The 23173-nt window shown below is 41.7% G+C and carries 16 protein-coding genes and 1 pseudogene; 8 read left to right on the top strand and 9 right to left on the bottom strand.

All coding sequences use genetic code 11. From position 1 onward, the window contains the following. Positions 1-117 precede the first annotated feature (117 nt). Positions 118-1704: an AAA family ATPase gene (locus QT996_RS21540; protein ID WP_333048785.1), complete on the bottom strand. Its 1587-nt coding sequence runs from the start codon at positions 1702-1704 to the stop codon at positions 118-120. 330 nt (positions 1705-2034) lie between these two features. Between QT996_RS21540 and QT996_RS21545 the strand changes: the two genes are divergently transcribed. The 3 genes from QT996_RS21545 to QT996_RS21555 all read left to right on the top strand — a co-directional run bounded on the left by QT996_RS21545 (position 2035) and on the right by QT996_RS21555 (position 5105). Further along, complete coding sequence (locus QT996_RS21545) at positions 2035-2727, top strand: hypothetical protein (protein ID WP_333048786.1); 693 nt, start codon at positions 2035-2037, stop codon at positions 2725-2727. A 296-nt stretch (positions 2728-3023) separates the two neighbouring features. Next, a complete protein-coding gene (locus QT996_RS21550) occupies positions 3024-3458 on the top strand; it encodes an aminoacyl-histidine dipeptidase (RefSeq protein ID WP_333048787.1) in 435 nt (144 codons plus the stop codon). Positions 3459-3686: 228 nt separating this feature from the next. Further along, positions 3687-5105 (top strand): transposase, encoded by a 1419-nt coding sequence (locus tag QT996_RS21555; protein WP_333048788.1) that lies wholly within the window; start codon positions 3687-3689, stop codon positions 5103-5105. Positions 5106-5513: 408 nt separating this feature from the next. Here the strand turns inward: QT996_RS21555 and QT996_RS21560 are convergent, their stop codons facing one another. Continuing rightward, positions 5514-5990 (bottom strand): hypothetical protein, encoded by a 477-nt coding sequence (locus QT996_RS21560; protein WP_333048789.1) that lies wholly within the window; start codon positions 5988-5990, stop codon positions 5514-5516. 143 nt (positions 5991-6133) lie between these two features. Between QT996_RS21560 and QT996_RS21565 the strand changes: the two are divergent. From QT996_RS21565 to QT996_RS21580, 4 genes and pseudogenes are all read left to right on the top strand, one after another. Next, a pseudogene (locus QT996_RS21565) lies at positions 6134-7188 on the top strand (IS630 family transposase). Between the two features lie 539 nt (positions 7189-7727). Further along, the gene (locus QT996_RS21570) at positions 7728-8792 is read left to right on the top strand and encodes a trypsin-like peptidase domain-containing protein (RefSeq protein WP_333048790.1); all 1065 of its coding nucleotides are present in this window, start codon (positions 7728-7730) and stop codon (positions 8790-8792) included. Positions 8793-8870: 78 nt separating this feature from the next. Beyond that, entirely contained in the window at positions 8871-10124 is a 1254-nt protein-coding gene (locus QT996_RS21575; protein ID WP_333048791.1) for a hypothetical protein, read from the top strand. Next, positions 10121-11554: a hypothetical protein gene (locus tag QT996_RS21580; RefSeq protein WP_333048792.1), complete on the top strand. Its 1434-nt coding sequence runs from the start codon at positions 10121-10123 to the stop codon at positions 11552-11554. The genes QT996_RS21575 and QT996_RS21580 overlap by 4 nt, the downstream gene beginning before the upstream one ends. A 306-nt stretch (positions 11555-11860) precedes the next feature. Here the strand turns inward: QT996_RS21580 and QT996_RS21585 are convergent, their stop codons facing one another. The 6 genes from QT996_RS21585 to QT996_RS21610 form a co-directional block, all read right to left on the bottom strand. Further along, a complete protein-coding gene (locus QT996_RS21585) occupies positions 11861-13675 on the bottom strand; it encodes an N-6 DNA methylase (RefSeq protein WP_333048793.1) in 1815 nt (604 codons plus the stop codon). Positions 13676-13865: 190 nt separating this feature from the next. Next, positions 13866-14330 (bottom strand): DUF4258 domain-containing protein, encoded by a 465-nt coding sequence (locus tag QT996_RS21590; RefSeq protein WP_333048794.1) that lies wholly within the window; start codon positions 14328-14330, stop codon positions 13866-13868. Positions 14331-14861: 531 nt separating this feature from the next. Continuing rightward, positions 14862-15560: a SprT family zinc-dependent metalloprotease gene (locus QT996_RS21595; RefSeq protein WP_333048795.1), complete on the bottom strand. Its 699-nt coding sequence runs from the start codon at positions 15558-15560 to the stop codon at positions 14862-14864. Further along, positions 15557-18736, bottom strand: a complete 3180-nt coding sequence (locus QT996_RS21600; RefSeq protein WP_333048796.1) for an HsdR family type I site-specific deoxyribonuclease — start codon at positions 18734-18736, stop codon at positions 15557-15559. Before QT996_RS21600 ends, QT996_RS21595 begins: the two co-directional genes overlap by 4 nt. Positions 18737-18827: 91 nt before the next feature. Then, the gene (locus QT996_RS21605) at positions 18828-20012 is read right to left on the bottom strand and encodes a hypothetical protein (RefSeq protein WP_333048797.1); all 1185 of its coding nucleotides are present in this window, start codon (positions 20010-20012) and stop codon (positions 18828-18830) included. Beyond that, a complete protein-coding gene (locus QT996_RS21610) occupies positions 20000-20452 on the bottom strand; it encodes a hypothetical protein (RefSeq protein ID WP_333048798.1) in 453 nt (150 codons plus the stop codon). Before QT996_RS21610 ends, QT996_RS21605 begins: the two co-directional genes overlap by 13 nt. Before the next feature lie 167 nt (positions 20453-20619). Between QT996_RS21610 and QT996_RS21615 the strand changes: the two genes are divergently transcribed. Then, positions 20620-21732, top strand: a complete 1113-nt coding sequence (locus QT996_RS21615; protein ID WP_333048799.1) for an IS630 family transposase — start codon at positions 20620-20622, stop codon at positions 21730-21732. A 162-nt stretch (positions 21733-21894) separates the two neighbouring features. Here the strand turns inward: QT996_RS21615 and QT996_RS21620 are convergent, their stop codons facing one another. Further along, positions 21895-23088: a restriction endonuclease subunit S gene (locus QT996_RS21620; RefSeq protein WP_333048800.1), complete on the bottom strand. Its 1194-nt coding sequence runs from the start codon at positions 23086-23088 to the stop codon at positions 21895-21897. Positions 23089-23173 lie beyond the last annotated feature (85 nt).

Here is a 23173-nt window from a genome sequence, read left to right on the forward strand (position 1 = left end):
TCTCTGAAAAGGCTTTCGCCAGCATGGATGAAAGCGATTGCGGACACATTGTGGCTATCATAGGAAAGTCTTGCTTGCAGTAAATGAGTTAGTTAAGAACTCTATTCCTCGTGGATACTACCCAAACAATTCCTGTAACGGAATAGAAAATCGCGATCGATCCGGCCCACTAGCCGATCTAGCATAACTCGCTTGATTGCGAATCGCTAGAATCTGCTCCTCATCGCGAAGCATCGACGGCGTAAACTGATAGCGCTGATGTCGCAAGTCCTGCAAAGTCACCTTCAATTCATCAGGCTGTTTCCCTTGTAGCCGATCGCGATAGTAAATCTCTTCAGCACATTTTCTCACAGCATTGCCTATTTCTGCTGGCGTACAAAGCCTGTAATCCCTCAATAAAATCCGCCACTCATCATCCGTCCAAGGCGAAATACAAGCATTGCGGAACTCAGGAAAATATTTTTTGAGATGAAGATTAAAAATTTCATACATGGCCCCTTCGTGAGGCAAATCCACAAAGAAAATATCATCAAAGCGACGAATTAATTCCGGCGGTAACATCCCCAAACGGTTAACAGTCGCCACGATATAAATTGGGTATTGATGCTCTTGCATCCACGTTAAAAGCTTCCCCGATAACCGCCTAGAAACTCCGCCATCTGCATTGGAATCCCACCCTGCAAAACCTTTATCAAAATCATCCCAATAGAGAATTGTAGGACTTAAAGCCTGAGTCAGTTCCAGCAATTCGCGCAAAGCTAAATCAGGCCTGGAAGAACCGACAATCGAACCCCAATCAGCCGCCAACAGCGGTACTCCCATCTTCTTAGCCGCAAGTTTAGCACTCAGACTTTTGCCCGTACCCGGCGGCCCCCAGAGAATCATTCCCTTGGGAAATTTGAGTCCGTATTTCTCTGCTTCTGGACTCAACAGAGAAGCCACCTTTGACAGCGACTCCTCTAGCAAGTCTAAACCACCTGCATCCGGCACATCTGCCTCGGCAATAAATTCTAGGCCTCGCCCCCGCAACTTGTTAACCTTGTGGTCGAGCACCAACCGCGCTATTTCCTCCACAGTCGAAGCAAAAGCTAGCGATCGCTCCAAAATCAACTCGATCTCACCTTGGGGCAACCCCTGGCAAGCTCGAACCAAAGCACCTTGCAATACCTCGTCACTTTTGTCATCAAGCCCAGGATGGCGATCGCAAAACAACTCCACCACCTTTTGCGCTGCAACTCGGGACGGTAATGGAGTCGTCAGTACGGGAATCAAAGGCTGCAAGTTCATCGGCAGTTGTATGTAGTTTTCCAGCATCACCCAAAACTGAGGAGCAGCAGACCAAGATGAGTGATAGTAAGCATTTGCCAGTTGAAACCCCAGACGCGAACTCACCTGACCGGATTCGTCAAAATCTAACACTCCCTCAAGAATGTAAATTCCCTCTCTCCTACTCTCTAATAGAAACTGAAGCACGTCAGAATCTGGGTGCAAGTCAGTATTTTGTAAGATGCACTGACCGTCCCAACTCACAATTTCCTGCAAGCAACTGTACCCAGAGTTCCAAAAGAAAACAGGCAAATGCAGTTCCTGCCCCCAATTGTGAAACTGTGCTAATACTCTGATTCGGTCAGGCGTGTAATACTCCAGTCCGACAATCTTAATGCCTCTTTGCGCCAAACTGAGCCAGTCATTGAGGATACGCATAAATTCAACGGCAAGAAATATTCAAAGGTACTCTTCTCATTGATAGGTTACGGTCGAGCGTTGCCATCAGCCAACAGTTCTACAGCAGTCAAACATCCTCTTAATTCTTAGGAATTATTTACCTAATTTACTGAATATACATAGTTATTTATTTCGGCTGATTGCAAAGTAATTACACCATGTTATTACATCAATTTTGTTTAAACTAATAATTTTATAAATAATTATTAATAGCCATAATTAAAAAAAAAACTAATTATAAATTTGATGAAATTTGAGAGCGCCTAACGGCGCTGTTAGCCGTGAAGTAGTTTAATTAAATCAAACTTCATGGTTACAACAACAGCTAAAAACCATAACTCTCGCCCATCCAATGGAGCGGTGACTTTGAATGGCAAAAGCAATGGTGCTGCTAAGTCAAAGAGCCCAGCGGCAGCTACACAATCGCAGGTCAGTCGCCGTTCGACACTCACTGTAGAAGAGCAAGCAGACGCACTTCTAGACCGCGTGCGAACTACCATTCTGAAAAAGTTTGGAGTCAAAATTCAACTGCGCGAAAAACGCCTCCAAACTAAGGTGGGTCACGCTACCAAAGAAAAACTTGGTTTGGATATTGCTGCTCAGTTGAAAAAACGCGGCAAAACGATGAACTGGCAGCGTTGGAATAATGAAGTGTTTCCAGCTTTATTCGGTCAACCTGATGCACTGCGCCACGATATTGAAGTCATTGCTCTTGTGATGGCCAAACTGTACGACGTTTTCGAGGTTGACGCGCAAGAAGCAATTAAAGGTCTTGTCAAATTCAATCAAGAATCGCTTGCTAAACGCAACAGCTATAACAAGCAGGATGAATCCGATGATGTGGATGACTTGGAAGATGAACTTGATGCTGATGAAGATGAGGAAACAGATGAATCTGAAGAAGACTTGGACGAAGACAGCGAAGATGATTTCGATACCGAGGAAGAAGATGAGGAAGATGATGCTGATGAAGATGAGGACGAAGACGAAGATTTAGAATAATCTTTCACCCTCGCTCAAATTTTACAGTTTCCTTCACCGTCGCTCTTGTTGAATATGTAAAACTCTGCTCTACCTAAAAACGGTAGAGTAGAGTTTTTTATTTTATTAATATTATTAGTATTTAATCAAATTTCAGCTTACATGGAAATAGTTAAAGTATTAATTACTTTCAACTTAATTAGTTTTAAACACAGTTATTAATATTTTATGTGAAAGTTAAGCCCAATAATTAAACTTAAAGAGGCAGCGATTGCTGCTGTGTATATGAACAAACTTGAATTCAGGAAGATTGAGAAATGAGAGTCACTGAAAAAGTTCAAAAGACTAATGCAACCCATACCGCTAAAGCTCATAAGACTCAGATAAAAGCTCTCGACAAGTGCATTAGTTACAACGATAAACTTCGCCTAATGGTACTAGAAGTTTTGAGAGAAGAATCAGGTCGGGAACTGGCAAGCGTTGCTCGTTTTAACGGCGGCGAATTTGATTGGGAGACACATAATGCCCAATTTCGCGCTGACTACAGCGAAACACCTTTAAAGGAATTGATGCGTGCTGGTCGCATCCTATACGGATTGACCGATATGGATGCAATCCGCGATCGCCGCGCCAAGCATCGGGGCATTCGCAATCAACGGCTCGCCCGTCAGAGCAGCGGAGTCGCTTCAAGCTCGCAAAGTGTGCATGAAGAAGTGGATGTTGCTGACGACGACATTGATGATTTGGATTGAGCCACTTGAGCAACTAAGAATGTCAAAAATAGCCTGTTAAGGGCCGCTTCCCCACTCCTAGAATGAGGAGTGGGGAAGCTTATAACACAGCCCAAGCGGAAAACTCAGAGTCTTTAGAACTGAGATGAAAGCGGGACGCGGTTTTAACCGCCGTGAATCTTTCTTAGTTCTTAATGTATATTCCCTGAGATGGATGCTATAGTAGTAGCCAGGAGGTAAGGAAACCGAGTGCTAACAAACTACGTCTATAAACTACGCTCAAATCAAACCCAAGACATAAAAATGTCCGCTTGGCTTGATATGCTGCGAAGTCAGTACAACTGGAGCTTAAAGGACCGAATAAATCAGTACAATCAGCAGTTTATTCAAGGGGATTACTGCGATCTTAGAACTCACTCCAAAGCTTGTCCCTTAACCTGCTTTGTGAGCAAAAATGGTGCAACAGGCAACCCATGGAAAAACTCAAAAGTAGATAAGGAAGGTAAGATAAGAAACCCGCGTAGAAGTGCCGGAGATATTCAGATAACTGCGTTACCTGAATTGAAGGTTTCTCGCCCTTGGTACGCGGGTATAGATTCGACGGTTCTGCAACAGAACGTTAAACGCCTCGACACAGCCTATAAGAATTTCTTTGACGGTCGAGGCTTTCCCAGTTTCAAAAACCGCAGTAATTTTAAGTCCTTTACTTACACAATGGGTGTGAAAATCCAAGGCAATAAAATTTACTTACCTAAGCTGGGATGGATGCGCTTTCATAATTCGCGTTCCATTCCCAACGGTTTTACCATCAAAGCTTGTACGGTAAAAAAGCGTCAGAATGGTTGGTATATTTCTGTCAGAATCGAAGACTCAACTATTCCTGAGCACACACCCAAAACTATCGGGGACAAACCCAAAGTTTTAGGTATTGATTTAGGGCTTACTAAACTGGTTCATCTCTCCGATGGCTACCAAATAGACAACCCTAAGTTTTCAACCACTAAGAAAGCTAAACGTACTCTGAAGATTAGACAGAGACGGGTTATCCGTAAAGTTAAAGGCGGTAAGAACCGCAAGAAAGCAGCCATTAGAGTCGGTAAGTTCCACCAAAAGATTAGCGACAAGCGCGAAGCTTATCAATGGAAGGTTGCCCACAAAATTGCATCTCGCAAAGTGGATATCATAGCTATTGAAGACTTGAATATTTCTGGGATAATGCGTCGCTGTAAAGCGAAAACCGATGAGAAAAATGGAAGATTTCTGAAAAATGGTCAATCCAGAAAGAAAGGTTTAAATAGAGCCATCTCTGATGCGAGTTGGGGTAATTTGGGGTTGAAAGTCGTGTATCTAGCTGCGAAGCAGGGCAAGACAGTAGTTAAAGTTAATCCTAAATATTCCAGCCAAGAATGCCGGAACTGTGGACACACTGAAAAAGCCAACAGAGAAAATGAAAAATTCATTTGTAATCAGTGCGGCTATCACGAACACGCCGATATCGGTGCGGCAAAAACCATCAGGGATAGAGCTTTGTCAATAGTACGCGGGGACTCCGCGAAACTTGGCGCATCGTCGCCTAAACGCCCAAAAGATATCAGTACGCTCAAATCGAGCAAACGTGCTGAGTTTGGGAACCCTAGCAATAGGGATATTAAGAACGCAATTTCTTAAGAATCTCAGCGGCTTCAGCCCTGAGAGTGTCAATGCCACCCACCCACCCTTTGATTGAGAGCTATTTTACTTTGTAAAAACCGTATTTGACCTGGATGCGGATTTTAGAGGGCTAAAAAAGGAGGAAAAAAGAGGAAAAAATAGCACATTTATTACTCATTACACCTCCTATTTCCTACTTTTAGCCTCATCTTAAGTATAAATGCTTATCACTTTTGTAAATAATTGTTGCTTTTAACACGATTTTTTGTATTTTAGACCCTTGTAAATCCTCCTCAATCCTCGTAATAAGTACGGTAGTCGCATAGCAAGCCATGTCAAATAGACGTTATAGGGGGGGTAAAAATAATCAATTTATGGTTTTTATGGTTTTTGCAAGAGTGCCATAGGAATTCTTGGGAGTTGAAGTTAGTGATCGTTCACTTTCGACAGCCAAGGCTCGAAAGTCGGGCGGGGGCAGTTTGGACTTTGACGCTCGCTGTACACTCGCTCGCGTGAGTCGATATTGAAGCCAAGAGCGAGCCAATTGGTGTACAGGGCAGCCGCCTTTACGATGGAGCCGAGCATCGCACGACACATTCGAGTTGGTGCTGTTGAGTATCGGCGGCGGATGCCTGACGCGATCGCGCCTTGCCCTCCTGTTTGCAAGCGAAGCAGCCGGCTGATGTCGATGATGGCGAGGGAATCGTTCGTCCGATAGCCAGCAAGAGCGCGATCGCCTTGACACCTAGGATTACCGCATTCATGAGGTGCATTATTTTTATTTAAAAATAGTAAATAAAGTTTTGTTAGGAGTGCTTGCTTCCCTATCCTCCGATCCGAGTGATCATACAGACCTGCAGCTTCGCATCTCAAGAGAGTGCCGTGAACTTCGGATGCGCTCACACCCAAGCTTTGAGCGAGGGAGCTGTAAGTCTAGTTCGATCCAGACCAACTGTGGACTTTGAGTAAGTAAGTCGGTGAGAAAAAACAAAACTATGTTAAGATAAGTAAACATAGAGAATACGTCTACTAAGGTAACTCAATCTATGGGCGCTAGATTAAGGGTATTTCTCAGTCAAGAGCAAGATAAAACTCTATTAAAACTGAGAACTACGGATGTTCCACAAAAAGTCAAAGACCGAGCCGAAGTAATTAGATTAAATGCACATGGCTGGTACGTTGAAAAAATAGCGACTCACTTTAATTGGACCCCACAAACAGTGAGGGAGGTTTTACATAAATGGCAAAAACTAGGCATGGAAGGGCTTTGGGAATTACCGGGTCGAGGCGGAAAACCGAAATGGAAAGAAGAAGACATAGAGTTTTTAACAGAATGCCTCAAAAATGAACCACGCACGTACAACAGCCTTCAATTAGCCCAGAAATTAGAAAAAGAGCGTTCTATTAAACTAAGTCCGGATCGATTAAGACGAATACTAAAAAAAAAGGGTTTATTTGGAAATGAGCGAGGAAGAGCCACAAAGGAAAACAAGAAAGTGCAGTACGCCAAATCAAACAAGCAGACCTAGATATGCTGGAATGGGCGGCTGCTGCGGGAGAAATTGACTTAAAATATTTAGATGAATCAGGATTTTGTGCGTGGAGCGAACCTAGTTACACTTATTACAAACGAGGACAGCAAAAACGGCTAGAACAAACGAAGAGGCGTGGTCGGAGATTAAGTATTTTAGGACTTTTTCAACATGAATTAAGCTGTGTTTACGGTTTAGTAATAGGGGGTGTCGATCGAAAAGCTTATATCAGAATGATGGAATCAGAAGCCCAGGAAACCGCTCATAGTAAACGAATCAGAGTAATAGTACAGGATAATGGCCCGATACATCGATGTCATGAAGTTCAACAATTATGGTCTAAGTGGGAAAGCCAGGGTCTATATATCTTATTTTTACCCAAATATTGTTCAGAAATGAATCCGATAGAGTTGGAGTGGCAACATATCAAAAAAGACGAGCTGGCAGGAAAAATGTTTGAAGATGAATTAGAGCTGGCTTATGCCGTAATTAAGGGGGTAGAAGCTAGAGGAAAAAAAGGAAACTACCCTACAAAACGCATTAAATTTAGCTCCCAGCTGGTTACTTAATCTTTTGTTACATAGTTATAAACTTTCGCACCGACTTACTTACGGCAACAATATCCTGGGGTTTGAGCATAACTGGCGATGATCGCTTGCGGTTTGCTTTATTCTACATTCGCGAATAGCGAATGAGCGAGATGTGGCTCCAAAAATTTGCTCCCTCGGCTGGGGTTACGGAGCGGGAGATATTGTTCGGGCGATTGCACTCATCGCTGCTATGTGACTGGGGGTTTAGTCCTGGATGTGTTAATGGGGTGTGCTGGCTAACCCCGCTTGTAAGACAGCTTGATACTATGAGCGTAAACTGACTAACGTGTTTACGAATTAAGATAGTTGATTCAGCAGTTATGTATGACAGGAACATTGCTGAAGATGGCTGAAGAGGATTAATAGTTAGTTGCGACCATACTATTGGCATTTGCTTTGCTATTCTGGAAGAGGAAGCCTTCTGTATTTTGTTGGGTTTAGTTAAGGGTGAGGGCTTGCACCGTTATCCTTTACCCCTCTCAGCAAAGAGGCTTCTTTGTTGAAAGACTAATAAAAATATGGTCAATTTAGAAGCTGAAGACTGTAAACAATTAATAACTCTACTAAAAGATATACCAGAACTAGCCACGGAGAGAGCGCGCCAGCGACTTTTGGAGCTAGCTGGTTTGAAACAGTTGACACCAATGATCGATTTTTCAGGTGCTTCATTTGTTGCAGTTAGTGAGATCGTTAGCTATCTGTCAAAGTACGGGCGTTTAAATTTCGAGCACGAGGTCCTGGGGCTTTTCTTGAATACCCTGAAGAGTGTGGTAGGAGTGCAGCAGCAAGCTTCTTTGGATAGGTTGCTGATCAAGTATGACATGATGACTCCAATCGCAACATTACCTAACATCCACGATTGGCGAGGGACAGAAACCACTACAGATGTATTAGAGAAAATAATTGGTGAAAATACGCTACGTCCAATCTCATTCTTGCGCCAAGGGCTTCAGGTATCTCGGTCAATTGCCTATGTTGGGGTACAGACGAGCCAAAAACGTTGGTCAGGTACAGGGTTTCTCGTGGCTCCAGATTTGTTGTTAACCAACAATCATGTATTGCCCATCTCAAATTTACTTACAAATTCAATTTTTCGTTTTAATTATGAAGAGACCTTCCAAGGAGAAGCTCAACAGATAGATGAGTATCGCGCCAAACCAAATGGGGTATTTCATACTAATGGCTCCTTGGATTACACTTTAGTTCAAATCGAAGGAGAACCTGGAAGAAAATGGGGGTGGTTACCACTACTACCTAGGGCGATTAGTAGGGGTATCAGAGTCAATATTATTCAACACCCATTGGGACAACCCAAGCAAATTTCACTGCAAAACAATTTTGTTCAATATGTAGGTGGCAATATAATACAATATATAACCTCTACCTTGAATGGCTCTTCTGGTTCACCAGTTTTTAGTGATGGCTGGGAGGTTCTTGCCCTCCACCACGCTGGAGGTAATATTCCTGAACCGGCCACCCAGCAGCGTTACTTTAGAAATGAGGGTATTCTGGTAACAAGTATCTTAGCTGACTTACCTTCAGAGTTTGCAGATATGCTTAAGGTCGCAGCATCGACTACCTAGTTTCGGAGAGATTCTACAATTATTTAGATTTCAATGACTATAAATTTCTCAGATAAATTGCTACCGATTCTAGTAAAAATGCCAGCTACTCAAAGCTTTGGAGAGCGCAAAGCTCTCTTGAATTTCACAGGGTTTGATTATCTGATTCCCCGCATGAGTTCTCTGGAGAAAAGCAGCTTTGTTTTCGTTTCAGAATTAATAGAACTTATATTAGATGAAGGAAAAACACAACTTTTAAGATTTCTTAATAACATGGCTGATAGTGAGTTTAGCGGTTTGGAGACTAAACAAAAACTCAGCGTTATCGTTGCAGAAATAGGCAGTCTAGATTCTCAACAATGGAATAGCGAATTTACTGGATCGAATAAAAGTCAAGTTCCAGTTACAACTTCTAGCTCACACTATGCTCAAGGTACAGAGACGGTTTACCTCAATCTGTTAGAATTATTCTTCCCTAAAGAGCTATACATTTCAGATTTAGTTGTTGAGCGGGAAAAAGTTATTGAAAAGTCCAAAGATTATAAAAACAAACTCAAGAAAGATGCCTCAACACGAGATGTTGCGCGTGCTGCTCTTGAGCAAGCAGGGTTAGCTTTTGGGGTAGATTGGATCTGTCATGAAGGAAAAATCGTAACTTTCCATGATTTAAAGGATGATAACATACCGATTTCGGCAATCGTCGATCGTGGAACAACAATCTCGCTTGAGTCCCAGGAGTTTTACGAAATCGATCGAAACTTTGAAAATGTCTTCAAATCCTTGTTAAGACGATGCTTACAACAAAAGTTATATCGTCAAAATGTTATTTGGCAGCATCAAGAGCAACAATTCATTTTTGTAGAATTTGACGGGAACCCAATACGGAAAGAGGAATGGTATGGTGAAAGAAAGAGTACTCGAACTGTTTACGAACGGGTAATGAAGAATAATAAGCCCGATGAAATTTCCTACTGTAAGCACCAAGCATTTCATACACAATATCGGAGATTTAGTCAAAGCTGGTATCTTACTATTATCCCAGACTGGTTTTTCAGTTTCGACGGATATCGACGTTCCTTCTATGCTAAAGATAAGCTCGATTGGTTGAAGCGAGAGGAGAATAATAAAAACGTTTATAATCATTTGCGGTTTATTGTAGCTTTCTTAAAAACAGAGAAATCTTCCGATCTCTTTGTTACTAGATATCCTTACCCTTTTTTAGGGTTTGGTGAACTCATCACCTTTGAAAATGCTCCGCTACTTAATGATGATGAGTGGAATCCAAAATCACCAAGGAACGGCAGTGTTAAGACTAATGATTGGGAGCAAACAGCATTATCCTTCGACTTATGAAATTACACTACATTAAAGAACCTTTATTAGAATTTGGTCAAGGCTCTCACCTTTGTCCAAGAACAGGTATTACTAACTATGACGTTTATGATACGAAACTTAAAATCAGACGTGAACGAGTTATAGTTGGCGCTGTGGGAACCAGTGATACGCTATCCAAATTATATACTTGGTTAGAGAAGTGTTCTCAATTCATTCCTGCTAAACCAGACAGTCGTCAACCTAACCTGTTTGTTCCCTTTTGTGGCTTCAAATCCGACTTTGGATTTAAAGCACTCCTAGTAATTGATGAAGAAATTACTAGGGTACTGAATAACTCAGATATTAATGCGATCGTTCAGATTAAAGATTGGAATGAACGAGTTTATGCAGCAGTTGAATTATACTATCGCCAAGCTAAATTTTTGGCTCAAAATCGCGTGATTGATGTTATAACCTGTGTTATCCCCACTCGACTATATGACAAAATTTATAAGCCAGAAATAATTCCCGTCGTAGAAACTTTAGAAAATGAAGAAGATGGAGAAGACGATGTTTTAGAAGTCAACTTTAGACGGGCGCTAAAAGCTAAAGCAATGTCTCTTGGAAAACCATTGCAAATTATTAGAGAAGCTTCGTTAGAGTCGAATGTAAAAGGTCAGCAGGATGATGCTACAAAAGCCTGGAACTTTTGTACTGCTATTTATTATAAAACTAACCGAACGGTTCCTTGGAAGCTGGTTACCAATATCAATCGCCCCTCAGTATGTTTTGTTGGGATAGGATTCTATCGAAGTCGCGATCGCAAGGTGTTGAACACGAGTTTAGCCCAAATTTTTGATGAATTAGGCAATAATGTAATTTTGCGAGGAACCCCGGTTAATATCGATAAAAGTGATCGAATACCTCATTTGAAAGCAGCACAAGCCTATCACCTCTTAAAGCGTGCTCTAGCTGAGTATGAAACTGCATTAGATACTTCTCCAGCGCGGCTTGTGTTGCATAAATCCTCAAAATACAGTGATGAAGAACTTGATGGCTTTGAGTCAGCAGCAAAAGAAATGCGAGTTCGCAAGGTGGATTTTGTCACTATTCTTGACAGTGATTTACGCCTCTTACGTGGAAATGAATATCCATCATACCGAGGTATTCATATTGAATTGAATGAGGAAAATCATTTGCTGTACACCCGGGGTTCGGTTGAACATTACAGAACCTATACAGGAAAGTATATTCCACAACCTTTGGAGATTCGAGTTGTCAAGTCGGATGAATCACCTGGCGTAATTTGCCAGGAAATTTTAGGTTTAACCAAAATGAATTGGAACAACACTCAATTTGATGGAAAGTATCCAATTACGCTGGCTTGTGCTCGAAAAGTCGGTCAGGTTATGAAATATTTAGGTGCTGCTGATGATGAGCCACAGATCAGCTACAGTTTTTATATGTAGTCGATCGATCTTACCATTAATACTTTCGTTACCACAGTTGGTGAAGTGACACTCCTCAATTTTAGAGGGCAAAAAACGCCCCAAAACCCTTACAGGCTCTCGAATACCCGAATAAGCGTGCAAGCCTTTTTGAGGCAAGCTCCTCATTGACCCCATCAATCCGATCGCACCACTGCGATCGGATTGATGCTGGAAACCCGTTCTGATTCATTCAAATGATTTAGCTAAAAATGGGGAGGAAAAGAATATAAAGTAGATTGTGATGCAAACATCAAAAGCTTTATCAGCTTAAAATTTTGGCTACTACTAACCTCTAGTAGATGAGGAGATATTCCAGTGGGATTTACTCAAATGTTGTAGCTCTTCCTGAAGTTTGTTGATTTGATCCTGTATCTGAACCTGTTCCTTAAATGTGTTAATAATGCTTTCCGCTTTTGCCGCATCGGGAACGATAATCTCTACATCTTTTAAGTGCTGTAGCTGTATGAGAGGGACAGTTGCCCCTGAAATAATCGCCTTAAGCAGTGTTTCTCCAACATCAGAGCAGAGGTACATAAATAAAACCCGTGGATCTATGCTACCCTGTGGACGCATAATTAACGAAGACTGATTTACTACCCAAGCATTAGGGCCAACTGGAGGTACATTATCGGGAATAATAGCGAGTTTCCCTGCGCTTCCTTTTATCGAAATAATAATGTCACGGGGACACAAAAAGCTTTTTCCCTCTTGTGAATTAAAGACTTTTGGTGACAGCAATACCCGCCTCTCAGGAGTTGTGAGGTAGCCATAGTTGGGAAAATCCGAAACACCCACCTCAAGCGCTGGAATTCCTTCGGTTTCATTTTTTGGTAGAGGTTTTGATGGACGAAGAAACGTAACCAGATCAGAGAGTTTCCGAGTCTCGTTTTTGCTCAAAAGATGCCGAATTACCTTTTGCGCTGGAGGTAAGAGATAGCGAGAAACTTCAAGGTTTGCATCGTTTTTAAGAAGGATATCTATAGTTGGAATGTTAGCTACGATAGCCTCATCGTTGCTATTATGGAAAATCTCGAGCAATAATTCCCAGTTCACAAGCTTAGAGCGGTTTCTCCCATCTCTAGTTGAAAATTGCTCTGCTGCTCCATCAACAAAGCGCACTGTGGAGGCTTTACCCCGAGTATTGAGTATGAGAATTGAAAATGGAATTGGGGTGAAAGGCAGTAGGGCTGCTGGCATACTGAGAACCGCCTCAATCATTTCTTGCTGAAGTAGATCTTTTCGCAACAAGTGTTCAGCTCCACGACTAAAGAGGATGCTACCTGGTATTGCGACAATGGCTTTTCCTTCTGTTTGAGCGATTATGTGGTACAGGGTAAGAACAGAACCTGATGAGGTTGGTTCTTTAAACCTATTGAATAAGTCTCTTTTATAGACTTCGATATCAATTTTTTGTCCAAAAAGTGGAAATGCAATAGTGAAATCAAACTTTTGAAGATTGCCTTCCTTCAGAAAGGCTGGTCTTTGAAGGGGATCGCTAGTGACTATAGTGCGGATATTTGCATCCGTAAGGATGCTTATGAGCCAAGGGATAGGAGACACCCAAGGTGTTTCTATTGATGGAATTCCATCTTGTTTACTAACCTGACGAGCAATAAGGCAAAGGGAGTCGTAGGGGCAGTAAACCCTCTTTCCTTTCAGGTCTCCCGCCAGAGCGGACATAACTTTGATTACTTCTATCGGGATGGGCGATCCATGAGATAGAAACGAAAGGTAAAAGTCTTCAGGAAAGTCGAAAGAGTTTAACAGATTTTTGTGTGCGGAATCGAGCGCGAAATCGAGCGCCTCTACAAATACGCCCGGAGAAATATCCCTATGCAAATAAGCGATATTCTCGAACGCTGCTTTGTTCTCACCAAGCTCTGGGCATTCACTGAGCCTCTTAAAGCTATTGAAGAGTTCTGTAGAAGTGGTGAGTCTTGAATTTTTAGTCAGTTGTAGATCGGAGGGAAGACTTTCGTTTAGCGAAAGTTTTGCCCACGCCAATATCTGCAGAACCACTTGAGTGTTCTCGTCTGTCGTAAAATGATGGTTGCCTCGAAAGATGTCGAGCATTTGCCCAAGTATATATTCACTTTTCATGGTATTTCCTTATATCGGGATGTAGACAAAAATTAACGTTTAACTGGCTTAAAATGTAGATAGACAAAGAGTTTTAGCTTGAAGGAGCCTAAATCTAGTATTTCAAGAATTTCAAACCTTTTTATTAGATCATTAGGTTCTTTCCCTTGCGAACAAGAGGTTTGCAGCCCCTAAAGGGGCTTTAAAATATCTAAGTTTTATTATGAAATCTAAACACCCGTTCGGTCTGGTTACATAGGCGGAATTTATTTTTCTTTCCTTGCCACTTTCTACTCTTCTTCGGATGGGCGCAGTTGTATGTAGTAATGAGGATAGTTTCATCAAGAATGATGGTTTCCTCAAGAATTACACTCTGAGCGGAAAAAGCGATCACAACGGTAAGACCGCCTTTGTCGAGAACTTTCTTGGCGATTTTCATCTGGCGCTGAAGTTCGCCCACTAAGCGTGTTGCTGCATCTCGGCCCAACCTTGTTTCCTCTAGTTTCTTGGCGATCTTCACCTGGCGCTGAAGTTCAGCCACTAAGCGCGTTGCGGCATCTCGGCTCAAAGTTGTCACCTCGTCCTGAACTTCTCCATATTGAATCGTGAGTTCGATCATCTCTTTTGTGATACCACGGTGATTCATTCTTTGACCGGCATGATAGGTAATGTGCATAGCGTTTTCCTTAGCCAAGTATTCTTTTTAGTACCTCTTACTATAAAAAAGTAGGAGGTACTACTAATGTTATGAGTTATATCTGCGAATGTCAAGAAAAAATTTAGGGAAAATTCATCTGTGGGCAGAGCCATAAATTTTTTTTGCCTGATCTTGACAAATAACGTAACTTATGCTAAAGCGTCTCGCAAATTTCCACACCGCCGTGACTCCAAGTGGAGTCGGATGCGAAGTTGATCTTGGTGTGGCTGCATGGATGAGCGCAGTAAACTCCGTGGGTTTATCGGGGAGACGTTGCCAATTTCACACCTTTTATTAGTAGTCAGAGAAAATAAAAAATATTACGCCAGAGGGCTTTTCGGTTGTAAGTGCCTCGGCCCTATCACACAAAAAGCTCTCCCACATTTGGGTGAGCTGAGGGTGGAAGCGAAGCTTTGTCAAATGCAGTGTGAACTCATCGGCTTCTCAATGCTAGTTTTCTAACTTCGTGGCACCAATCTAGAGATAGATACCGTCGTGGCCTGTGATTCGCTAAAGGTCATAATTCACGCCATTCTCAGCTAACCAGCGCTTACGTTCCTCGAAATCGGGCAAAATCTGCTCGACTCTATCCCAAAACGCATGATTATGGTGCGGTTCAATCAAATGCACCATTTCGTGAATCGCCAGATACTCAATCATTGATCGCGATAGCATCGCCACTCGCCAGTGAAAATATAAATCTCCCTTGTGTCCGCAGGAACCCCAGCGATAGCCTAAATCTCGCACTTGCACGGAACGGGGAGAAGCTTCGAGGCGATCGACCAAAGCAGCAATTTGTGTATCTAAAATCGACGAAAGGCGAGCGCAATACCATCGAATAAAAGCTTCTCTCCCCTGCGCCTGCGCTTCTTGCTGCAATTCAAAACGACTTTGATACAATCTCAAAGGTGGCTTTCCCTCCACGCCATCCACCAGTTTGAGGCTGTAGCTGCGTCCCAGATAGTAAAAGCCTTCCCCGGAAACGTATTCTTTAGCAGGGGTGGGAGGATTGAAAGATTCTTTCTCAATGAGTTTACTGTGAATCCATAAGCGCTTCTCGTTGACGACTTTTTCTAATGTTTCAATTGGCACTTGTGGGGGAGTTGACAGAATTAATTGACCATCTCGTTCGACGGTGATGCCAATGGTGCGGCGTTTGGCACTCGGGCGTAATTCAAAGGAAAGGTCGCCAAAGGTTAGCGTTGTCATAAGATTAGGCGAGATCGATTTTTACGGGCAAGTTGTACCAGTTTATCGGCTACTGATTCTAATTGTTCGTAATTGACTGCATCCTTATCATCTAAATACCCGGCTATCCACTTTCTTAAATCTTCTTGAACGACAGGTCTGTCCCAATTTACCCGTCGAAGTTCTTGCCTAATGTGGTTGACAATTTCGACGGTTAGTGTTGCAAGCTCGGTGAGGTTTTTGTCAGAATGTTCGCCTAAAATATTCAGAAATGGCAGTTGAGTTTTCGGGTCTAACCCGGTTTCATCGGTCTGGCGACCTGTTTGGATTTCTTCGATATATTTCCGCAAAGCTTCTACTTTTTCTTGCCAGTTTTCGGCGAAAGAAGCGAGGATTTCTTCCAGTTTATCGCTCAAGTTTTTGTAATAAACAGGGTCTTCATCATAGTGGATATCAATGTGGTGGCGGGCGGCGAATTCCATTTCGGCTGCTTGGGCTTTAATTGACCGATGCCGCTGGACGTGAGTTTTAAAGTCCAGAGACATAATATCAATAGGCGGAACTTTTGGATCGATACCTTGGGATTCAATATATTGGTCAATTAATGCCCGGACTTTTTCTTTGGCGCTGACAATGTTTAGTTTTTCATCTCGATAAAGGTCGGCAACCGATTTTTTAATTAGACCCAATTTTTGGGCATCTTTGACAAAGTTATAAGGATAACGGGCTTCGGTACGGGGTAAAATTGTGTCTAAGGTGTCGAGAAAGTCTTTAAGATAATTGTTGAATTCGACTCTGAGACGATCGTCCCTAAGCACGTCAACACAATCGTCTAAATCGTCTATCGTGCAACCGCTTTGGCTGAATAAATTGATGAGTCGGTGGTGTTTATCTCGCAATGAAGGCAACTCTTCCCGAATATCAAACCAAGCGGCTTCTGTATCTACCTTTTCGTAAATTGCTAAAGCTTCTGCTAGATTCACGCCGTAATAATCTACAACTAAGCCATATTCTTTAGTATCATCATGAACGCGGTTAACGCGGGCAATAGCCTGTAATAGTTCATATTCTTTCATTCCTCTGTCTAAATATAAAACTTGTTCTAACGGCGCATCAAATCCAGTCAATAGCATACTTTTAACAATTAAAATTGCTAAACTGTTTTTGGCTAAAGGATCTTTAAACTTGGCAATATTGATTTCTTGTTGACTCTTATCAGTCCACTTTTTCCAGTTGGGGTCGTCATCTTTATCGGCAGAAATGACGGCGGCGAATTCTAGGCGGCGGATTGTTTCTAAATGTGGTAAGGCTTGGGCGAGAAAGCGAGTTTCTGCATCCTCCAGGTTTTCTAGGGTTTCAGTGTCGAAAGTTGGCAGGATGGGGGCGCGAGTTTCTAGTTGTTGCACCAGTTCTCTTTGTGCTTCTAAAAATGCTTCTTGATAACGGACGGTGGCGAGGCGAGTTGAGGCGACAACTTGCGCTTTAAAACCTCCGGGAAGGATACGATCGCAATAATGGCGCAGCATATCTTTAGCTTTGGCTTTAATCAGCTCTCGCGCGTCGCAGACTTGGGTTTTAGTCGCATATTTAGCTTTAATTTGCGCCCGTTCTTCTGGGGTTTTATCCTGAAATACGATTTCAAATAGTTTATCTAGGTCATCGCCTTGGGTGACTACACCTCTGGCTTCTAACCCTTCATAAAGAATGGGTAAAGTAACTTTATCCTCTTGAGATTGGCGGATATTGTATTGGTCGATAAAATCACCAAAAATTTGCTTAGTTGTTTTTTTGGCAGATTGGACGATCGGAGTACCAGTAAAACCAATTCGGACACAATTGGGTAATGCTGTCAAGAGGTTCGTGTGGAGGGTGCTGGCGTGCGATCGATGCGCTTCATCAATTAGCACTAATATATCTTCAGAAGGATTGAGATTTTTTGGCATAGGCTCAATTTTTTCTTCTTCTTCTGAGTCTTCACCACCTTTAAATTTTTGAATCATCCCGAAGACTAAGCCAGCACCGGGTTGTTTGAGGTAGCTTTCTAGCTTTCTGACGTTTTTCGCTTTTTGTAAGGGTTCGCCTGTAAGGAAGGCTGTATCGGACAGTTGTTTTTCTAAGTCGGTGCGATCGGTAACGACGACTATCTTGAAGCGACGCAAGGCGGGGATGGTGCGAATTTTTCTGATCAGGTACACCATTGTCAGGCTTTTGCCGGAGCCTTGGGTATGCCAGATGATTCCACCACGTTGGTCATCGGTGCCGTGTTGCGTGTGGCTTGGGTTGTGGAGAAGTCGCCTAATTGCTTCGTGGACTGCCCGATATTGTTGGTAACGGGGGGCGAGTTTAATCGTGCGTCTGTCGCTGGTTTTGAAGAGGGTAAAGTTTCGCAGGATGTCGAGGAGGTTGGCGGGTTGTAGCATCCCGGCGATGAGCATTTGGCGCGAATTGAGTTCGGTAACACCGAGTTCTGCGGCAATTTTGGCTTTGGGGCAGGGAGTGGTGTCTTTCCACTCGACATAATGCTCGTAATTCACGCCGATGGTTCCTGCTACTGCGCGTCCTTTAGAGGCAGCTATCATTAACTGGTTGTAGTGGAATAGCTTTTCTGCCCCTTCCGGTTGGCTGCTTCCCCGTTGGTTGGAATATTGCAACAAATCGCGGATTGCTTGGGTGATGGGGTTATCGAGGTTGGGGCTTTTGCACTCGATGACGACGAGGGGGATGCCGTTGACGAGTAGCACGATGTCCGGGACGATAAACCCCCCTTTGCCTGTTGCCCCAGGGGGGTCTACTCGGTATTGATTGATGGCTAGGAAGTCGTTATTTTGGGGATGCTCGAAGTCGATGAAGTGGACGGTGCGATCTTTGCCGTCTTGTCCCTGAACAGTGGTGCCTTTGAGGAGTAAATTTGTAGCGGCTTGATTGGCTTCCATTAGTCTTTGTGCGCCCAGACGCTCTAATTGACTCGCGGCGGCATTGACTTGGGTATCATCGAGCCAAGGATTGCCCCTGTCATCGAGGTTGATGCACTTGATGGCGGTTTTTAGACGATCGCCAATTAAGACTTGCTTGAAGTTTTCGCGATCAGTAACTTGGGGATTATCCCAACTGCCTTCGATATACTGCCAACCCATGCTGATAAGTTGGTCGATGGTTGGCTTTTCAACATAAATATACTCAGGGGTTTGTTGGGGCATTACTTTTAAACCACTATTGAACTGTATTTACACTATCCAAAGTCTTCCGTTATAAGAGCTTTTCTACTTTTCAGATATCCTATGAGGGTTTCTATTTTTCCCTATACTGAATTCCTCTTACCTTATGAATTTGATCGACAAAGTAATCATGATTAAAAGAATATATTACTAATCGATCTTCGTAAATTACGTGTAAGTGATTTTCATATCTTTTTGATCGAGGATATACTCTCCATCTAGCTACTGACTCTCGTAAAATAATTAGAGTATCATCACTGCATAAAACTTGAAGAGCATCATCATATTCAATAATGACACCAAAGTAAGCTATGCCTCCACTAATTACTTTTCCTAAATTTTCCTTAAAAGTGATTGAATTCAAATGCTGAAAAGCTTTATTTTCATTTTCTAAATTTACATTTTTTTGAGTATATTTAACAACTTCTATTGTGTTGCAGTTAGCTAGATAGATCTTTTCCTGAGAACCCCAGCTAAATCCGGATTTATTAAAAATATCTGAGTCGGGTATTAGCTTTTTAAATATTCTTTCAGGTCTTTCCACTTCTTTATGTTTATTCCAACCAAAAGCTGCTAAAAAACCCGAATCAACATAAGATGAACTATATAAACTTGCAAAAGACCAATTAACTAATGATGAATGATGATCACTAACTTTATAAATCCTATTGTTGACTTCCTCTAGCATTGATAAATCACCATAGTAGTTGTCAAGATGAAGTTCAAAAACACCTTGATCTCCTCCTGCCATAGCTAGAGAACGATTAGCAGCCTTAATAGAAAATAACGGGCAATCCCACAACTTCTTCGAGCTGGTACTAATACCAAATTTTAGCTCTTTTTTATGAATAGATGCGCTATAGAGTCCTAAATCATTGATTGCAAAAAGGGTAGTGTCATAAATACAAGTATCAGTAGGTAATTCGCCCATAGGATCATCTTGCTTAGAATATTCAAAATTTTTTAGCATTTCCAATTGAATAGATAAATCCTTGTTAGAAGCATTAAAAAATTTTGTTAGAAGATTTTTTTTAAAATCGGTGTTTTTAAAAGATCGCTCATCTCTATAAAGAGAGTTACCCCTGGTGAAGGCATATCTGAGAACTTGCTTATCAACTCTATTGCTAAAATTTGTTTCTACGAGCTTGTCCCAGTCATATACACCCACAGAACCATCTGTATACCAAAGATAGAGTCTTCCTTTATATATCTGACAGTCCCAAAAGTCACCATATATAGTAATTTTTAAAGGTTGCATTTCTGGCCTCGTGTAATTTTGCCCATCTGAGTTTTACTAATGATCCCCTTGTCCCTCCAATCGTTTAGGACTTTTAGAGATGGTTTATCATTAATTCTTCTGCAATAGTCGGCTGGATATCCATGCCACTCATTAGTTGAATTAGTGTCAACAAATTTTGCAATCTTCAGCCCTTCCTTTATCTCTGACACACCGACTTGCTCTAAACCTCCATTTGTTGCATTAATTTTTAAACCCCATCCTTCTTTATTTTCTAACCAGTTTTTGAACACTGAATCCTTGAAACAATTTACCTCTTCTTCAATAGAGATAGTCCAAATACATTTGTTAGTATTTCCGTGCCGTCGATGTACCGACCTCACTTTGTAGGAGCAAAGTTGTACCTCTTCTCCCTCAACTACAACTGTGATTGGAATTGGGGTGTCTTCAAGAATACACATCTGCAATCTTCTCCTATTTATCTGCTTAAAAAGTAATAGGCTCCAATATGATCGCCTTTACCTCTGGCAGTTCAACAAACGCTGATTCAATCCGGGGCTTTACTTCTAAGCTGTTGTACCTTTAAATAGGGTATAATAAAAATTAAGTTTAGTCAATCTCTACAAAAATGCCAGCCAAAAAACATCTCACTCCCCAACAAATAGAGAAACTACAGAAAGCATTAAAAGAGGAAGAAAAGGCAAATGTCAGAGAAAGAATTCTGATTTTATTATTGCTCAATGACGGAAAAACACAATCTAAAATCGCTGAGTTTTTGGGTTGTTCAATAAATAAAGTATCTTATTGGTGTATGAAGGGAGACCCCGACAATCTAGAAAGTCTAATAGATGAAAGGATGAAGGGAAATCACAAAAAAGCCACCGAGCAATATATAGAGATATTATTAAAAACTATAGAAAAAGACCCTCAAGAACTAGGATATGATTTTGGACGATGGACAGCGCAGAGATTAGCAACATACTTAGAGGAATCCACAGGGATAAAATTAAGTGGAGTCCAAGTTCGGAGGATATTAAAGCAAAAAAAGTATGTTTACATCTGGGCAAAGTATAGTTTGGAGTCAAAGAGAAATCCCGAAAAAAGAACAGCGTTTAAAATAAAGATAGCCGAATATTTAAAAATAGAAAAAGAATCGCCAGAACGGTTACAGCTATGGTTTTGGGACGAGAGTGGATTTAGTTTAAGAGTCACCAGAAGAAAGAACTGGTGTAAAAAAGGAAGCCGAAAAAAGGTCAGAGGAGACCGAAGAAAAGGCAGAGTTAATGTAATGGGAGGAGTGAGGAATTCGGATAAAAAAAGGTGGGTAGAATTCCTAAAAAAAGGCAATTCATATAATTTTTATCAAGTGCTAAAACTCTTTTATGAAGAGCTAATCAATGAATGGGTATCAGCAGGTAATCAAGCCTCAGACTTTGCTGAAAAAGGAGCGAAAATAGTGATTGTTCTGGATAATGCTAGTTTTCATAAGAAAGAAGAGTACCTGAAAATAATTGAAACAGAAATGCCTAATCTTCATTTAGAATTCCTCCCCGAATACAGCCCAGACTATAACTTAATTGAATTAGTATGGCATTCGGCAAAAGAATATATTGCCAATCGACTTTTTACATCTATTGAAGAGCTAGAGTATTTATTGCACCGCCTCTTAAATGCAGGGCAATTAATAATTAAATGGGGTCGCAAAATCAAAAATAAGGGCAATGCTTGTATCACAGTTTAAATGTGCAACAGCTTAACCAGTCTAACATACCGTTACCGCACCCTAAAGCAGAGATGGCAATCGAAGTAATGCCTAAGTGCTGAACTTCAGCCACAAGCGCTTTTAATCCAGTCTGGGGTTTGATATTCCCTCTCATTTAATGGGTGAAAATCCCACGACTAGCTAAACTGTATCACTTGCAGAGGTGAATTTATCGGCATCTTTGACCCGCACTTTTCCAGTTAATAAGTCGTGCATCAGTCCTTCTTTCTGGAGTTTGAGCTTGTCGCGGTAGGCTTCTTCTTTCCGGATGCGGGAGTTGTGAGAGTTGATGCGGATAATAATTTGTGACTGCTCTGGTTTAGGTGGAATAGGCAATAAAAATTTTCCAATTACTGCCAGTTGTAAATCAGGAATACTTAATGTTGTAATTCCAACGGCAGTTTGACGACGAATACTTTCAGACTTAAGAGATAATTCTAGAAACTCTGGTATGATAATATCGGATTTTGGTTTTATTAAAGCAACATTTTGTGATAAAGCACTTTTTGGGTCACCAAATTTGATTGTCGCTACTCTGCCTACTGTTCCAGTTTTTGTGAATAGAACATCTCCTGGCTTGGGGATGCTACGAAATCTCAGCGCTCTATAATCAAATTCAGAGATTTTATTAGCATTCTCGTAATCAATCCATCCGTCAAAGCATTCCTTTGTAGAAACTAACGGGATACCTTGAGGAATATATTGCGGTCGAACTGTTAAGCCATAGGTTATGTCTTCTGACACTTGATTTACTTCTAATACATACCAATCTTTCGGGATTTGTCCAAGTGGTGAAGACTTGAACTGTTCGGGGTGCCCGATCGCATCCCTCAATTCCCCATTCTCATCTAACCCCCGTGTCAGCAAGTCGTGCAGCAGGCCGGCCTTCATCTGCTTGAGCTTGGCGATGAGGGAGGAGGTATGTGCGATCGTTGAGTTGATCGAGCCAAAGATTTCAACGATACGACGCTGTTCCGAAACTTCTTTAGGTAAAGGAATCAACACCTTGCGAAGATTTGTTGGGTTGATGTTTACCTGATGAACTCCCGGTGTTGCATAGCGTCGTATTAATAGCTGAGTCGAAGGGAAATTGAGCCAAATATTGAGGTACTCTGGAATTAGTTTTGATTGATCAGGTATGAGGCGAACAAGATATGAAGCAAATGATGCTGGTTCAATTTGTCCTCGCCAAATAGCAGTTCGCCCAACGTGTTCAATGCTATTTGTCCGGTTAAACAGTACATCTAAAGGCTGAAGTAGTAAGCTAGCAGCTTTAAAACTTGCCGATTTTTTTAAGTCAGTTAAATCAACTTCTCCCTCCTTAAGATTATTCATTCGTAAAACATTGGTGACAAGTTAAGGCTCAAAGCCCGTTGTCAAGGGAATTTTCGGTGGTGGCTCAAAGAACAAGGGCTCCCCA

Source organism: Microcoleus sp. S13C4 (assembly GCF_036700865.1).
In the GTDB taxonomy this organism is placed as follows: Bacteria; Cyanobacteriota; Cyanobacteriia; order Cyanobacteriales; family Microcoleaceae; genus Microcoleus.